Below are 15,299 nucleotides of genomic sequence, written 5' to 3'. Positions count from 1 at the left end.
GGGGGCGTCAATCGCTGACATGACCAAGGGCGGCGATCAGCATCGGGGCCAGCCGTGCGGCCCATGCCTTTTGCGTGGCTTCGGTTTCGATCAGGTCGTTGCGGATCTCGATCAGCGTGTTGTGGCGCTGATGCGCGATGGCGTGGCGCGCGATGGCATCACCGGGCAGGTGGCCGCCGTAAGGTTCGTTCTCGCCGATGCACAGATCGGGCTCGGCCCGCAGCAGATCGATCAGCGGCCGCGAGAACCGGGCGTCGGCGGCATAGAGAACCCCCACATGCCAAGGACGCGGCGGGCGGCCCTGCAACTGCCGTGTGTAGGAGTGGACCGACACGATCACCGTATCCGGCTGCCGCGCGGCCAGTTCCGACAGGGCGCGGTGATAGGGGCGGTGGCAGCGGTTCAGCCGCTGTTCCAGCTCGGCCCGGTCGGCGTGGCGGTTGGCCGGGATGATCGTGCCGTCATACAGCCGCATCAGCAGCGTGGGATCATCCTCGCCCCGGTTGGGGTCGATCACCAGCCGCGAAAAGTTGGAAAGGATGGCAGGCGCATCCAGCAGCCGCGCCAGTTCACGCGCGACCCCCGCGGCACCCACGTCATAGGCGATGTGCCGGGCCATGTCGCCCGCCGCCAGCCCCAGCGAGCCGTCGTTGACGAAGGGCGGCACGGTGTTGGCGGCATGATCACAGGTGATCAGCCAGCGCGAGGTCGCGGCACCGTTCACGATCTGGAAAGGTTCGTATGTCATCGGTCTGTCATTTCCTTTGCGCAGGCTCTAGGACAGAATTGAGCGGATTGGAATTGCCGCACGAAACAAAAACGGTCGAGGGGACAGGGCATGAAACGCAACCGGAACGTAAAGATCGTGGCCACGCTTGGTCCGGCCTCGGATGATTATGACATGATCCGCGCGCTGCACGAGGCCGGGGCGGACGTGTTTCGCCTGAACATGAGCCATGGCAGCCACGATGACATCCGCGCGCGCCACGCCATCATCCGGCAGATCGAACGCGATCTGGACAGCCCCATCGCCATCCTGGCCGATCTTCAGGGGCCGAAACTGCGCGTGGGCGAGTTTGCCAATGGCGAGGAAGAGCTGGTCGAGGGTGCGGCCTTTCGGCTGGACCTCGACCGCGCGCCGGGCGATGCGAGGCGCGTCTGCCTGCCTCATGCCGAGATTTTCGCCGCACTCGAACCCGGATCGCGCCTGCTGGTCAATGACGGCAAGATCCGCCTGACGGTGCAGGCCTGCGGCGCGGAGTACGCCGATTGCGTGGTCACGGTGGGGGGCACGATCTCGAACCGCAAGGGGGTGAACGTTCCTGACGTGGTGCTGCCGCTGGCGGCACTTTCGGACAAGGACCGCGCCGATCTGGAGTTCGTCTGCCAGTTGGGGGTGGACTGGCTGGCGCTGTCCTTCGTGCAGCGCGCCGCGGATGTGGAAGAAGCGCGCGCGCTGGCCGATGGCCGTGCGGCGATCCTGTCCAAGATCGAAAAGCCCGCCGCCGTGACGGCGTTTGCCGAGATTCTGGCGGCCAGCGACGGCATCATGGTGGCGCGTGGCGATCTGGGGGTGGAACTGCCGGTTCAGAACGTGCCACCGATCCAGAAACGGCTGGTGCGCAAATGCCGTGCGGCGGCCAAGCCTGTGATCGTGGCCACGCAGATGCTGGAATCGATGATCGAATCGCCCATGCCCACCCGGGCCGAGGTGTCGGACGTGGCCACCGCCATCTATGAGGGGGCCGATGCCATCATGCTGTCCGCCGAAAGCGCCGCCGGGCATTATCCGGTCGAGGCGGTGACCACGATGGACGATGTCGCGACCGAGGTCGAATCCGACCCCACCTATGTCGAGGTGATCGAGGCCAGCCGCCGCGCGGACCGTCACACCATCGCCGACGGCATCGTCGCCGCCGCGCGCGAGATTGCCGAGACGACGGATATCAAGGCGATCTGCTGCTACACCGAAAGCGGCACCACCGCCGCGCTGACCGCGCGCGAACGCCCGCGCGTGCCGATCATCGGCATGACCTCGATCCGGGGCACGGCGCGGCGACTGGCGCTCACATGGGGCGTGAACTGCGTGATGACCGGCGAGTTGAGCCGGTTCAAGATGGCGGTGGTGAACGCTGCGCGGGCGGCGCGCGCGCAGGGCTATGCCGACGAGACCGACCAGATCGTGGTGATCGCGGGCGTGCCTTTCAACGTGCCGGGCACGACCAATATCCTGCGCGTGGCCCCCTGCGCTGAGCATTTGATTTTCGCCAGCGATCCAGAGTAATCTGCCTGAACGTCAACAGTTCCGCGAAGGCAGGGTTTCATGGTTTTCGACAGCGATCTGATCTTCATTCTGGGGCTGATATTCGGTGTGTTGGCGATACCGTCCATCGTCAGCGCGTTTTCCGAGCGTCGTGCGCCGCGGGTGGCGTCCCTTGTGCTGATGGCGGGGGGCGTGATGGTGGTCTGGGCAATCCAGAACAAGCCTGGCGGGTATCAGATCGAGGATATTCCCGACGTCCTCGTCCGGGTGGTGGCACGGTTCATCTGACCCGATAGGGCCTTGCAAAACGATGGTGCCGCTTTTATACGGCACGCTCTACCGCGCGCGTCCGGCCCAAGTGGCATGCCGAGTCGCGCCTGAACCGCACCATAAAGGAGACGGAAATGCCCAAGATGAAGACCAAGTCGAGCTGCAAGAAGCGGTTCAAGGTGACCGCAAGCGGCCGCATCAAGGCCGGCCAGGCCGGCAAGCGCCACGGCATGATCAAGCGGTCCACCAAGTTCATCCGCAATGCGCGGGGAACCACAGTTTTGTCCAAGGCTGATGAGCAGATCATCAAGCCGATGATGCCCTACGCGCGTTAAGGAGGTTCAGATATGTCCCGAGTCAAAGGCGGAACCACCACACACGCCCGTCACAAGAAGGTCATCAAGGCGGCCAAAGGCTATTACGGTCGTCGCAAGAATACCTTCAAGGTCGCACGTCAGGCGGTCGACAAGGCCAACCAGTACGCCACGCGCGACCGCAAGAACCGCAAGCGCAATTTCCGCGCGCTGTGGATTCAGCGGATCAACGCTGCCGTGCGCGCCCATGATGAAACGCTGACCTACAGCCGCTTCATCAACGGTCTGGGTCTGGCCGGTATCGAGGTTGACCGCAAGGTTCTGGCCGATCTGGCCGTGCACGAACCTGCGGCATTCGGTGCCATCGTGGATCAGGCCAAAGGCGCGCTGGCCGCCTGATCGGCCCCACGCGACGCTAAGTTTTGAACGCTGCCAGCCCCGTCTGGCGGCGTTTTCCATGTCTGCTGTATTCAGGCGGAGCGCGGCGGTGCCGCGCGCCCTGCATCTCGCCTGCGGCCTTTGGTCTTCGGCTCGGGCCGCGCGTGGCGGCATGGCGGCCCATGTCGGGCGGGGCAGGGTGCTGCGCAGGCTTGCACCCATGGCCCGGTGCGGCTAGGGAAGCAGCAGCAAAACGGAGGCCCGGATGGACGATCTGCGCAACACCTATATCGAGCGGATTGCCGCGGCCGGGGACGAGGCCGCGCTGGAGGACTTGCGCGTGCAGGCGCTTGGCAAGAAGGGCGAAATCAGCCTGAAGATGCGCGAACTGGGCAAGATGAGCCCCGAGGAACGGCAAGTGGCCGGGCCCGCGCTGAATGCCCTGAAGGACGAGATCAACAGCGCGCTGGCGGCCAAGAAGGCGGCGCTGGAGGATGCGGCGCTGGATTCGCGGCTGCGCGGGGAATGGCTGGACGTGACCTTGCCGGGCCGCGACCGGCGCGCCGGCACGATCCACCCGGTCAGCCAGGTCACGGAAGAAGTGACCGCGATCTTTGCCGACATGGGCTTTGCCGTGGCCGAAGGCCCACGGATCGAGACCGACTGGTACAATTTCGACGCGCTCAACATCCCCGGCCACCATCCCGCGCGGGCGGAGATGGACACGTTCTACATGCACCGGGCTGAAGGCGACGACCGCCCGCCCTTCGTGCTGCGCACCCACACCAGCCCGGTGCAGATTCGCAGCATGGAGGCGCAGGGCGCGCCGATCCGCATCATCTGCCCCGGCGGCGTCTATCGCGCGGATTACGACCAGACCCACACGCCGATGTTCCATCAGGTCGAGGGGCTGGCGATTGGCCGCGACATCAGCATGGCCAACCTGAAATGGGTGCTGGAAGAGTTCTTTACCGCGTTCTTCGGCACATCGGTCAAGACGCGGTTCCGCGCCTCGCATTTCCCCTTCACCGAACCCTCGGCCGAGGTGGATATCCAGTGCTCGTTCGAAGGCGGCACCGTCAAGGTGGGCGAGGGCGACGACTGGCTTGAGGTGCTGGGCAGTGGCATGGTGCATCCCAACGTGCTGCGCGCGGGCGGGATCGACCCCGACGAATGGCAGGGCTTTGCCTTCGGCATGGGGATCGACCGGATCGCCATGCTGAAGTACGGCATCCCCGACCTGCGCGCCTTCTTTGACAGCGACCTGCGCTGGCTGCGGCATTACGGCTTTGCTTCGCTGGACGTGCCGACGATCCGGGGCGGGTTGAGCCGTTAAGTCACTGGACCGATAGCGGGCGGTTGCCCATTTCTTTCTCTCCCTCAGGAGACTCCGACGATGAAATTCACCCTCTCCTGGCTGAAACGCCATCTGGACACCTCTGCCACGCTGGACGAGATCACCGAGGCCCTGACCGATCTTGGGCTTGAGGTCGAAGGCGTGACCGACCCTGCGGCAAAACTGCGCGGCTTTACCTTGGCCAAGGTCACGTCGGCCGAGCAGCACCCCGATGCCGACCGGCTGCGCGTGTGCATGGTGCAGACGAACGAGGGCGAGCGGCAGATCGTCTGCGGCGCGCCCAATGCGCGGGCCGGGATCACCGTGGTGCTGGCCAAGCCGGGCGATTATGTGCCGGGCATCGACGTGACGCTGAGCGTGGGCAAGATCCGCGGCGTGGAAAGCCACGGCATGATGGCCTCCGAGCGCGAGTTGGAACTGTCGGAAGAGCATGACGGCATCATCGAACTGCCCTCAGGCGAGGTGGGCGACAGTTTTGCCGATTGGCTGGCGCAGAACACCCCGGAAAAGGTCGATCCGGTGATCGAGATCGCGATCACCCCGAACCGCCCGGATGCCTTGGGCGTGCGCGGCATTGCGCGCGATCTGGCGGCGCGGGGGCTGGGCGTGATGCGCCCGGTCGAAACGCCGACCGTGGCCGGCCAGTTCCCCAGCCCGATCACCGTGACGATCGACGACGACACGCGCGACGGCTGCCATGTTTTTGCCGGGCGTCTGATCCGGGGCGTCAAGAACGGGCCAAGCCCGAAATGGTTGCAGGATCAGCTGCGCGCCATCGGCCTGCGGCCGATCAGTGCGCTGGTGGATGTGACCAACTTCTTCACCTATGATCGCAACCGGCCCTTGCATGTGTTCGACGCCGACAAGGTGCAGGGCCATCTGCGGGTGCATCGCGCGCAGGGCGGCGAAACCCTGGTTGGTCTGGATGAAAAGCAATACACCTTCAGCGCAGGGCAGGTGGTGATTTCCGACGACAAGGGCGTTGAGTCCATCGGCGGCATCATGGGCGGGCTGAACACCGGCTGCACCGAGGACACGGTGAACGTGTTTCTTGAGGCGGCGGTCTGGGACACGGTGCAGATCGCGCGCACCGGTCGCGCATTGAAGATCAATTCCGACGCGCGCTATCGCAACGAACGCGGGATCGACCCGGTCTATAACGCCCAGGCGATCGAGGATGCGACGGCGATGATCCTTGATCTGTGCGGCGGAGAGGCGTCGGACGTGGTGACGGCAGGGGCGGTGCCCGACGTGGCCCGCGCCTACCGGCTGGAGCACGCGCGGGTCAGCAGCCTTGTCGGCATGGACATCCCCGAGGCGCAACAGCGCGCGACGTTGCAGGCGCTGGGGTTCGAATTGCAGGGCGACATGGCCCATGTGCCGACATGGCGGCCCGATGTTCTGGGGCAGGCCGATCTGGTCGAAGAGGTGGCGCGCGTGGCGTCCCTGACCAGGTTGCAGGGCAAACCCCTGCCGCGCGCCCATGTGGGTGTTCCCAAGCCGGTTATGACGTCTTCGCAAAAGCGCGAGCAGATCGCGCGACGCACGGCGGCGGCGCTGGGGTATAACGAGTGCATCACCTACAGCTTCATCGATCGCGCCTCGGCCACGCTGTTTGGCGGTGGCGATGATGCCACGATGCTGGCCAACCCCATCAGTTCGGAAATGAGCCATATGCGCCCCGACCTGCTGCCCGGTCTGTTGCAGGCCGCTGCGCGCAATCAGGCGCGCGGGATCATGGATCTGGCGCTGTTCGAGGTCGGCCCTGCCTTTTCGGGCGGTGAACCGGGTCAGCAGCATCAGGCGGTGACAGGGGTTCTGGTGGGGCGCACCGGGCCCAAGGATGTGCATGGCGCGGCGCGGGCGGTGGACCTGTTCGACGCCAAGGCCGATGCACAGGCGATCCTGTCGGCGCTGGGGGCACCGGACAAGGCGCAGGTGCTGCGCAACGGTCCTGCGTGGTTCCACCCCGGTCGGCACGGGGTGATCTGCCTTGGGCCGAAAAAGCAGCTGGCAGTTTTCGGCGAGGTGCATCCCAAGGTGCTGCGCGCGATGGACGTGAAGGGGCCAGCGGTGGCCTTTACCCTCTGGCCCGCCGAAATCCCCGAGGCGCGCAACACCTCTGCCAGCCGCGGCGCGCTGACCCTGCATGACCTGCAGGCGGTCGAGCGCGATTTCGCCTTTGTCGTGGACCGCGGGGTCGAGGCGCTGACGCTGGTCAATGCCGCCGCCGGGGCCGACAAGGCGCTGATCGAAAGCGTGCGGGTGTTCGACGAATTCATCGGCGGGTCGCTGGGCGAGGGCAAGAAATCGCTGGCGATCACCGTGCGGCTGCAGCCCACCGACAAGACCCTGAAAGAAGCCGAGATCGAGGCGGTCAGCCAGAAGATTGTCGAAAAGGTATCCAAGGCCACTGGCGGCACGTTGCGGGTCTGATCGCGACCGGTCCTGCCCGGTGATCGGGCAGGCCCTGCTGCAACCACGCCCCGTGACATGTTGGTTCTTGGTTTTATCGCTGGCTGCGTTACCTTGTTCAACGGTAAGTGGTTGGGTGATACATGTATACGTCAGTGGAATTCTGGGACCGGGTCGCCGCGAGCTATGCGACGCGCGGCGTCATGGACGGCGCCGCTTATGAGACGACTCTGGAGCGCACGCGACATCATCTTTATCATCTTTCGCCCAGTGCCCGCGTGCTGGAGCTTGGCTGCGGCACTGGGGCCACGGCCTTGCGGCTGTGCGATGCGGTGACAGGCTACGTCGCCAGCGACGCGTCATCGGGCATGATGGAGCAAGCGCGGGCGCGCAAGGCGCAGGCCGATGCACCCAACCTGTCGCTGATGCACGCCGGTCTGGGTGATGACGCCCTTGGGCAGGCCGGGCCGTTCGATGTTGTTCTGGCCTTCAACCTGCTGCACCTGCTGCCCGATCTGCGTGCCGGGCTGGGGCAGGTGCGCGCCTTGCTGAAACCCGGGGGTATGTTCATCTCGAAAACCATCTGCCCCAAGGGGGCGTCGATGCCATTGCTGTATCGCGGGGCCTTTCTGGTGTTTCCCCTGCTGCAACGCTGGGGCAAGCTGCCGCCCGGGTTTCGCAAGCTGGCGGTTGCGGAACTGGACGCCGAGATCATCCGCGCGGGGTTCGAGATCATCGAGACGGGCAATTACCCTGCTCGCCCGCCCAGCCACTTTGTCGTGGCGCAACGCGGCGCGTGACGGTTGCGCAGGCCCGGCCCGGCGGTTACGTCTGCCCCAGACACATGCGGAGGGCACCAGATGCTGAAGGTTTACCTGTCAGGCGAAATCCACACTGATTGGCGCGATCAGATCGTGACCGGCGCGCAGGGGATGGATGTGCAGTTTTCCGACCCTGTGACGGATCATGCGGCCAGCGACGATTGCGGTGTGGCCATCCTGGGATCCGAGGACAACAAGTACTGGCATGACCACAAGGGTGCGATGGTCAACGCCATCCGCACCCGCAAGGGCATTGCCGAGGCAGATGTGGTCGTTGTGCGGTTTGGCGAGAAATACAAGCAATGGAACGCGGCGTTCGATGCGGGCTATGCCGCCGCGCTTGGCAAGTCGCTGATCATCCTGCAACAGCCCGAGCATGACCATGCGCTGAAAGAGGTGAATGCCGCCGCTCTGGCCGTGGCGCGCGACCCGGCTCAGGTGGTGGATATCCTGCGCTATGTCCTGACCGGCACGCTGCCCGGGTGAGCGGGATCATCGAAACCGATGCGGATGTGGCCAGAGGCGCGGCGTGGCTGGCCGCACGCTGTCCACGCATGGCCTATGCCCATGATCTGTGCGCGCCCCTGCCGCTGCGGCGGCGACCCGACGGGTTTGCCCAGTTGCTCAGCGCGATCGTCAGCCAGCAGGTCAGCGTCGCCTCGGCCAATGCGATCTGGGGCAGGCTGGAAGGCGCAGGGCTGACCGATCCCGATGCCGTGCTTGCCCTGACCGAGGATGAGTTGCGCGCGCTTGGCCTGAGCCGTCAGAAAGCTGCATATGCTCATGCGCTGGCAGGGGCCGGGATTGATTTCCCCGCCCTGCGCACCGCCCCCACGCACGAGGTGATCAGGACCCTGACCGCCGTGAAGGGCATCGGCGTCTGGACCGCCGAGATCTATGCCAAGTTCAGCCTGGGCCATGCGGATGTCTTTGCCGCCGGTGATCTGGCGCTGCAGGAAGGCGCGCGGATGCTGTATGACCTGCCCGACCGACCCAGTGAACGCGCCCTGCGTGCCATGGCCGAGGGCTGGTCGCCCTGGCGATCGGTTGCGGCGCGGATGCTTTGGGCCTACTACCACGTGATGAAACAACGCGAGGGGATCAGATGACACGCGTTTTGACCGCCGGACGCAAAGAGCCGGTTTCCGGCAGCACCCGTTCCGTCGTGGTGTTCCTGCATGGCTATGGGGCCAACGGGGCCGAACTTTTGGGGCTGGCCGACGTTCTGGGGGAACACCTGCCCGACACGCTGTTCGTGGCCCCCGATGCGCCCGAAACGATCCCCGGCATGCCCTCTGGCTTTCAATGGTTCCCGATCCCCTGGCTGGACGGGTCATCCGAGGAAGAGGCGGCGCGCGGCATGGCCTCGGCGGTGGAAGATCTGAACGCGTTTCTGGATGCGCTGCTGGTGGATGAGGATCTGCTGCCCGAGCAGATGGTGCTGTTCGGCTTCAGCCAAGGCACGATGATGAGCCTGCATGTCGCCCCGCGTCGCGAGGACGAGATCGCGGGCGTCGTGGGCTTTTCGGGCCGGTTGCTGCGCCCTGACTCGCTGGTGGATGAAACCCAGAGCCGCCCGCCGGTGCTGTTGCTGCATGGCGATGCCGATGACGTGGTGCCGGTGCAATCGCTGCCCGAGGCAGCCGAGGCGTTGCAGAATGCCGGCTGGAAAGAGGTTTACGCCCATATAATGAAGGGCACGGCGCATGGCATCGCCCCTGACGGGCTGTCGGTGGCGCTGGCCTTCATGCGCGACAAGTGCGGGCTGTGACACGCCGACCGGTGTGAAGATCAGTAACGCCCCCACCTTGGTCAAGATGGGGGCGCGACTGAGTGTGAGGCGGAGCATCCTAGGGTGGAAATACTGGCCCCGATGCCGCCGTCACAGGCGAAATTTATTCTTTTTCAAGACTTTGCGGGGCAACCCCCGGACTGGTCGTACATGCTCAAGTGCCCTCATGTGGGGGTAGGCGCACCGACTCGTCATCCTCAATTCTGGTGATGGCAGCGGTTTGTCCGAAAATTTTCTGGAGTCTGTCCGGGCGTTTCGCCCACAGACGCTCGGCCCGGTCGAAAACCGCTTCGTACTGCCCGTAAAACAGGTACTGGCCAGCGTTCGGCAGATACTCGACTGGGTATTGCGGCAGATCGGGTAACAGCCGTCTGGCGTGGCGGGCCTGATAGACCAGATCATCCTGCCCCAACAACGCCAGCGCCGGAATCGCGGGATCGAGACTGCGCATGAAGGGGCGGAAATCGTGCAAGGCCACAAAGCCGTCCTTGGTGAATGCATCGCCGCCCTGATTCGCGGCATGTTGCACAAGGCGGCCAAGCTCGGTCATCATCTCATCGTCATCGGCAAGGGCGCTGTCGGCGGGCGACTGGCCGATCTGGCGCCGCATCATCGCCACCGGTCTGGGCATGTCGATGGCCGCGATCCCGACCCTGACAAGAAACCGCGTGGCCAGGGACGACCGCCGGAACGTTCTGGCCATGGTGCGCGCGGGATTGGGCATGTCGGCGATCATCGCATCGTCATACGCCCCCGCATGGGCCACGTTCAGCAATGCGGCGGTGCGGCCCGGATAGCGGTTGGCAAAGATCAGCCCAAGCCCTGCCGAGGACATCAACCCCAGAACCAGCGCCGCGGGGATGTGCAGATGATCCAGAAGCTCGACGAAATCCCGCGCGCTGCGTGCGACCAGATCCATGTTCTTCAGCGCCACGGCATCGGATCTGCCAAAGCCCGGACGGGACGGCGCGATGATGCGCCAGCCCCGGCGCAGGGTGGTGCGCTGGATGACGGCGGGCAGGGCGGTGCCGCCCAGCATGTTGTGGATGAACAGCAACGGGCGGCCATCGGGGTCGCCCAGGTCGCGATAGGTCAGCAGGCGTCCGTCCGAGGTCAGGATGCTGCGCTCGCCCTCGGGTGAGGTGTCAATCCGGTCACCGGCCATGCGTCCGGCCAGAGCCATGGTTTCAAGCTGTGTGCAGATCAGCAGGGTCTGACGCACCAGATCGGTCAGCGAGGGCGTGCCGGTCTTTTCAAGCAGTTTGCGGATCTGCGTGCGCACGGTGTTGACCGAAACGCCCCGCGCGGCGGCGATAGATGCCGGGTTCTGCCCGGTCAGCAGGCCGTGCAGCACCTGCGATTCTGCCTCGCTCAAATCGAACCGGGCCGCCAGTTGCGCCCATGCGTTGTTGTCGGTGGTGCCGGGTTTGGTCAGCACGATCAGGCAGGGTTGATCGCTGGTGTCATGGTGGGTTTCCAACAACGGGGCCGATTGCAGGCTGATCACCGCACAGTCGGTCATCCGTCCGTCGGCATCCGTCAGTGGCACGATATCGGTGCGTCGCGATGGCCCCAGAGCCCGCACCGCCCGGGCCAGGTCGGGCTGTGTCAGCAGACCGGTCTGATTGTTCCCCAGCAGGATGCGGGCCGCCCCGTTCATCCCGCGAAGCGTCATGTCGCGGTTGCACAGAAAGGCAGGCGTGGAAAACGAAGCCAGAAGGTCGTCATCGCGACCCTGCTGACGCCGCCGGCGCCCCATGGACGAAAAGATCTGCAAGGCTTTGTTGAAATGGGTAAGATGTGGCCCACTTCTATCAATGTCGGGAGTACGGGTCATGTAGTCTTCCCAAACCACCAGCAGGTCGTCGAAAAGTTCGGGATCGGCTGTCGAGGAATACGTCACCTTGAGCAGCCGGGCAAAGTCGGCGTCCTTGTCAATCTTGATCGTCATGAGAAAACCTTGCGCTGCGCGAAGCAAGATTAGGGGGGGGCGACAAGCTGTCGAGTGGCCCGCATCTGTCATGTGCCTGTTTCATAGACAGTGCAGGTTGCAGCCAACGCTACGCTATATCCAAGGGCTTGCCCAAAGGTCACCGCGATATATAGTAGCTATAACTTGGGGCGGGGCGTCCCGCCCCGGTGTCAATGATGAAGGCGGACCGGGCGGAGGGTGAATCCCTAATGGATGGTGATTTCAGGACAGATTTCGTAAGAGAACCGGGTGCCCTGCGGCATTATCCGGCGCTGGTTCTCAACGCTGATTTTAGGCCGCTTTCCTACTATCCGTTATCACTCTGGCCCTGGCAGGAGGCGGTCAAGGCGGTCTGGCTGGACCGGGTGAACATCGTTGCCGAATATGATGAGATGGTGCGCAGCCCCAGTACGAGGATACGCATACCGTCGGTCGTGGTGCTGAAAGATTATGTCAAACCTCAAAAGCGCGTGGCCTTCACGCGCTTTAATCTTTTTCTGCGTGATGAATTCTGCTGCCAGTACTGCGGGTCCAAGGGCGATCTGACCTTCGATCACGTGGTGCCCCGCGCGGCAGGGGGGGTGACAAGCTGGGAAAACGTGGTGGCCGCCTGCGCGCCCTGCAACCTGCGCAAGGGGTCCAAATCGCTGCGCCAGACCGGGATGCACCTGCGCCGCCCGCCACGCGCCCCGGGGGCTGAAGAGTTGCGGAACATGGGCCGCAAGTTCCCGCCCGGGCACCTGCATGAAAGCTGGATGGATTTTCTGTACTGGGACGCCGAGCTGGAAAGCTGACTGGCCATTCCTGAACAGAAGCGACGAATGCGAAAGGGCGCCCCACGATGGCGGGGTGCCCTTTGCTTTGAAACGAGGTGACGGTTCAGCCCGCCTGCGTGTCGCTCGCCGTGGCGGCAGGGGCGGACGCAGGGGCATTGCCCTTGTTCGACTTGCCCGACAGTGGGTCGTCCTGACGCTGCACCGAGCCTTCGAAATGGGCACCGGATTCGATGGCGATCGTCTTGTGGATTATGTCGCCTTCGACCCGCGCGGTCGAGGACAGCCGCACCTTGAGCCCGCGCACGCGACCGACGATGCGGCCGTTGATCACCACGTCATCGGCGATCACCTCGCCCTTGATCGTGGCGGTTTCGCCGATGGTCAGCAGATGGGCGCGAATATCGCCTTCCACGGTGCCTTCGACCTGAATGTCGCCGGTGGTTTTCAGGTTGCCGGTGATGTGCAGGTCGGCGGAAAGCACCGATGCCGCAGGCTTGGGCTTGGGTGCGGTCTGCGACTTGAAATCGGCAGCCGGTTTCGTGGCCGAGGCGGTTTCAGGGGCTGCCGGTCTTGCAGCATCTGCGGCCTTGGGGCCGGGTTCGTTGATTTTGCTTTTAGAAAACATCGTTTGCAGCCTTGATATAGATCATGGGATTGACAGCTTTTCCGCCGACGCGAACTTCGTAGTGCAGATGCGGGCCGGTCACACGTCCAGACGTTCCCATATCACCAATACGATCGCCACGCGAGACCCTTTGACCAACTTTCACGTTCAGACGCGACATATGGGCATATCGTGTCTCGATCCCGAATTGATGCTGGATCTTTACCAGACGACCATAGCCCGACAGCCAGCCCGAATGGGTGACCACACCGTCTGCGGTGGCATAAAGCGGCGTGCCGACAGGGCCCGCGAAATCGACGCCATTGTGCATGCGCCGGCCGCCGGTCTTGGGATCGCGGCGATAGCCGAAGGGGCTGGTAAAGCGGTAGCCCGCCTTGACCGGCGTGGCAAAGGGCGCGGCCTGTGCGGCGATGCGATAGAGGTTCAGGCGGTCCATCTGATCCAGAAGGCGGTTGGCGCGGTCGGTGCCACCTGCGTCGGGCATTTCGCCCATGGTGGAAAAGCTGATCGGCGTCAGCGGGCCGCCCTGACCGGAATAGCCCCGGCGCACCTCGGATATAAGGTTGTCGGTGTTCATGCCGGCAGCGCGGAACATCTTGTCCAGCGGTTTGACCGAAATCGCCATGGCCTCTTCCAGCTGGCGGAAGATCTGGTCGTTCTGATCCTGCAGCAGTTTCAGTTTCAGCGCCATGTCATCGGCCTCGAGCAGCGCGGTCTGGGCATCGGATTCGATCTTGTCACGCTGGGCGGCCGTATCGGCCAGTGCCGCGGCCAGCATGTCCAGCGTACCGTCCGTGGCCAGGTTGCCGCCTGCCATGGCGCCGCCTTGACCGTCCTCGTCGCCCTGCAGTTTCAGGGCCGCCAGTTCGATCCGCGCGGCTTCACGTTCCTTGATCGTGCGGCGCAGGGTGGTCTGGATCACCTCGATCCCGGTCTCCAGCTCGCTGCGGCGGTTCTCCGATTCCAGCAGTTGCGACTGCATCACCGAGATCTGCGTCAGCGCCGAGTTGAACCGCTCCTGAGCCGCCAGCGCCTCGGAGGCGCGATTGTCGCGCTGCTCGGCAAGCACGTTCAGCCGCTCTTCGTACATCAGCTGGTCGCGCTTGGCCTGTTCGCGGAAATTGCCGGCACCGATGGAGTCCATCAGCAGGATCGCCGTGGCGATCGTGGCCCAGGCCACCAGAACGGCGCTGCCGGAAAAGGCCACAAGCTGGGTATGAGGTCGCAGACGGATGAAGCGTGTATCGGTGTCAGATCTGAGAAACAGTCGCTTTTCGGGGAACCAGCGTTCCAGAAAGGCGTGTGTGCGAATTGCCAGCCGAGTTCTCAAGAAACCGCCCCTTGTCCCATTCCGGTTTGGACGCATCCTGCCTCAGATCCGCCACGATGGTGATTAACCAGACCTTGACGTTGGTGCAACATCTTTGGGTGCGGCACAGGGCGCAGGTAGCGATTCGGCAAAAAACCGCCGATTCAGAATGGGTTGTATCGGGTTTATCAGTTCCCGCGCGGCGCGATGTCCTCGGTCAGCGGCCAGTAAAAATCGGGCGGCAGGCCCGCTTCTGCGCGCTTTTCCTCGTTGAATGGTGGTTTCAGCAGGCCATGGAAATATTTGCGCACCAGATCGTGAAACACGTCCTTGGGGTCAAGGTTGTCGCGCCCGCACAGGAAATGGAACCATTTCGAGCCATAGGCGACATGCCCGACCTCTTCGGCATAGATGGTTTTCAGCGCGTCCACCGCGCCTGCGCCATCCTTGCCCGCCTTTTCGAAGATCGCGATCATGCCCGGGGTCACGTCCAGACCGCGCGCCTCAAGCACCATGGGCACAACCGCCAGACGGCCCAGCAGGTCATCCACCGTATCCTCGGCCGCGCGCCACATGCCGGCATGGGCGGGCAGGGCGCCGTAGTGGCTGCCCAGATCCTCAAGACAGTCACAGACAAGGTTGAAATGCTTGGATTCCTCATCCGCCGATTTCACCCAGTCGTCGTAGAACCCCGGCGGCATCGGCACATGGCCGAACCGCGCGATGATGTCCCAGTGCAGGTCCACCGCGTTCAGTTCGATATGCGCCACCGCGTGCAGCAGCGCGATGCGCCCCTCCGGGCTGCCCGGTTTGCGCTTGGGCACCTCGCGCGGGTCCAGCAGGTCGGGTTTCGCGGGGCGGGCGGGGCGCAGAGGCGGGCTGGCGGTGCCCACCGGGATCGGCGTGCCCGCCTGCCGCGCAGCAAACCACGTCGCCGCATGGGCATGCGACAGCGCGGTTTTCTTGCGGCCATCGGCGGTGCTCAGAACCTCGACCGCCATCTGCGT

General features: G+C 64.2%; 16 protein-coding genes. 11 read left to right on the top strand and 5 right to left on the bottom strand.

Going from position 1 to position 15,299, the window contains the following annotated elements:
• Nucleotides 1–7: 7 nt before the first annotated feature.
• Nucleotides 8–748 carry an N-formylglutamate amidohydrolase gene (locus ACFTOW_RS18945; protein WP_379918685.1) on the bottom strand — a complete coding sequence of 247 codons (741 nt, stop codon included), beginning with the start codon at nucleotides 746–748 and terminating at the stop codon, nucleotides 8–10.
• Nucleotides 749–838: 90 nt separating this feature from the next.
• Here ACFTOW_RS18945 and pyk point away from each other — a divergent pair, with 90 nt between their 5' ends.
• The 10 genes from pyk to ACFTOW_RS18895 all read left to right on the top strand — a co-directional run bounded on the left by pyk (nucleotide 839) and on the right by ACFTOW_RS18895 (nucleotide 9,589).
• Entirely contained in the window at nucleotides 839–2,284 is a 1,446-nt protein-coding gene (gene pyk, locus ACFTOW_RS18940) for a pyruvate kinase (protein WP_379918683.1), read from the top strand.
• 39 nt (nucleotides 2,285–2,323) lie between these two features.
• Nucleotides 2,324–2,551 (top strand): hypothetical protein, encoded by a 228-nt coding sequence (locus tag ACFTOW_RS18935; RefSeq protein ID WP_379918682.1) that lies wholly within the window; start codon nucleotides 2,324–2,326, stop codon nucleotides 2,549–2,551.
• A 116-nt stretch (nucleotides 2,552–2,667) separates the two neighbouring features.
• A complete protein-coding gene (rpmI, locus tag ACFTOW_RS18930) occupies nucleotides 2,668–2,868 on the top strand; it encodes a 50S ribosomal protein L35 (RefSeq protein ID WP_379918680.1) in 201 nt (66 codons plus the stop codon).
• 12 nt (nucleotides 2,869–2,880) lie between these two features.
• Nucleotides 2,881–3,246: a 50S ribosomal protein L20 gene (gene rplT / locus ACFTOW_RS18925; protein WP_024812605.1), complete on the top strand. Its 366-nt coding sequence runs from the start codon at nucleotides 2,881–2,883 to the stop codon at nucleotides 3,244–3,246.
• A gap of 244 nt (nucleotides 3,247–3,490) precedes the next feature.
• A complete protein-coding gene (pheS, locus tag ACFTOW_RS18920) occupies nucleotides 3,491–4,561 on the top strand; it encodes a phenylalanine--tRNA ligase subunit alpha (RefSeq protein WP_379918677.1) in 1,071 nt (356 codons plus the stop codon).
• 60 nt (nucleotides 4,562–4,621) lie between these two features.
• Nucleotides 4,622–7,018, top strand: a complete 2,397-nt coding sequence (gene pheT / locus ACFTOW_RS18915) for a phenylalanine--tRNA ligase subunit beta (protein WP_379918675.1) — start codon at nucleotides 4,622–4,624, stop codon at nucleotides 7,016–7,018.
• A gap of 122 nt (nucleotides 7,019–7,140) precedes the next feature.
• Nucleotides 7,141–7,797, top strand: a complete 657-nt coding sequence (locus ACFTOW_RS18910) for a class I SAM-dependent methyltransferase (protein WP_379918673.1) — start codon at nucleotides 7,141–7,143, stop codon at nucleotides 7,795–7,797.
• 60 nt (nucleotides 7,798–7,857) lie between these two features.
• Nucleotides 7,858–8,304 (top strand): YtoQ family protein, encoded by a 447-nt coding sequence (locus ACFTOW_RS18905; protein WP_379918671.1) that lies wholly within the window; start codon nucleotides 7,858–7,860, stop codon nucleotides 8,302–8,304.
• On the top strand, nucleotides 8,301–8,927 hold the full coding sequence (locus ACFTOW_RS18900; RefSeq protein WP_379918669.1) for a DNA-3-methyladenine glycosylase family protein: 627 nt from the start codon (nucleotides 8,301–8,303) through the stop codon (nucleotides 8,925–8,927). Before ACFTOW_RS18905 ends, ACFTOW_RS18900 begins: the two co-directional genes overlap by 4 nt.
• The gene (locus tag ACFTOW_RS18895; RefSeq protein ID WP_379918667.1) at nucleotides 8,924–9,589 is read left to right on the top strand and encodes an alpha/beta hydrolase; all 666 of its coding nucleotides are present in this window, start codon (nucleotides 8,924–8,926) and stop codon (nucleotides 9,587–9,589) included. Before ACFTOW_RS18900 ends, ACFTOW_RS18895 begins: the two co-directional genes overlap by 4 nt.
• A 175-nt stretch (nucleotides 9,590–9,764) precedes the next feature.
• Here ACFTOW_RS18895 and ACFTOW_RS18890 read toward each other — a convergent pair whose 3' ends face one another.
• A complete protein-coding gene (locus tag ACFTOW_RS18890; RefSeq protein WP_379918665.1) occupies nucleotides 9,765–11,561 on the bottom strand; it encodes a bifunctional helix-turn-helix transcriptional regulator/alpha/beta hydrolase in 1,797 nt (598 codons plus the stop codon).
• Nucleotides 11,562–11,791: 230 nt separating this feature from the next.
• Between ACFTOW_RS18890 and ACFTOW_RS18885 the strand changes: the two genes are divergently transcribed.
• Nucleotides 11,792–12,376 carry an HNH endonuclease gene (locus ACFTOW_RS18885; protein ID WP_379918663.1) on the top strand — a complete coding sequence of 195 codons (585 nt, stop codon included), beginning with the start codon at nucleotides 11,792–11,794 and terminating at the stop codon, nucleotides 12,374–12,376.
• 85 nt (nucleotides 12,377–12,461) lie between these two features.
• On the opposite strand, the gene ACFTOW_RS18880 is transcribed toward ACFTOW_RS18885, so the two are convergent.
• The 3 genes from ACFTOW_RS18880 to ACFTOW_RS18870 form a co-directional block, all read right to left on the bottom strand.
• A complete protein-coding gene (locus ACFTOW_RS18880; protein ID WP_379918661.1) occupies nucleotides 12,462–12,983 on the bottom strand; it encodes a bactofilin family protein in 522 nt (173 codons plus the stop codon).
• On the bottom strand, nucleotides 12,973–14,313 hold the full coding sequence (locus tag ACFTOW_RS18875; RefSeq protein WP_379918659.1) for a DUF5930 domain-containing protein: 1,341 nt from the start codon (nucleotides 14,311–14,313) through the stop codon (nucleotides 12,973–12,975). Before ACFTOW_RS18875 ends, ACFTOW_RS18880 begins: the two co-directional genes overlap by 11 nt.
• Nucleotides 14,314–14,480: 167 nt before the next feature.
• On the bottom strand, nucleotides 14,481–15,293 hold the full coding sequence (locus tag ACFTOW_RS18870) for a ferritin-like domain-containing protein (RefSeq protein ID WP_379918718.1): 813 nt from the start codon (nucleotides 15,291–15,293) through the stop codon (nucleotides 14,481–14,483).
• Nucleotides 15,294–15,299 lie beyond the last annotated feature (6 nt).

This window comes from Lacimonas salitolerans (assembly GCF_042677865.1).
GTDB classification, from domain to species: domain Bacteria; phylum Pseudomonadota; class Alphaproteobacteria; order Rhodobacterales; family Rhodobacteraceae; genus Lutimaribacter; species Lutimaribacter salitolerans.
This window is presented reverse-complemented; position numbering and strand designations above follow the sequence as displayed.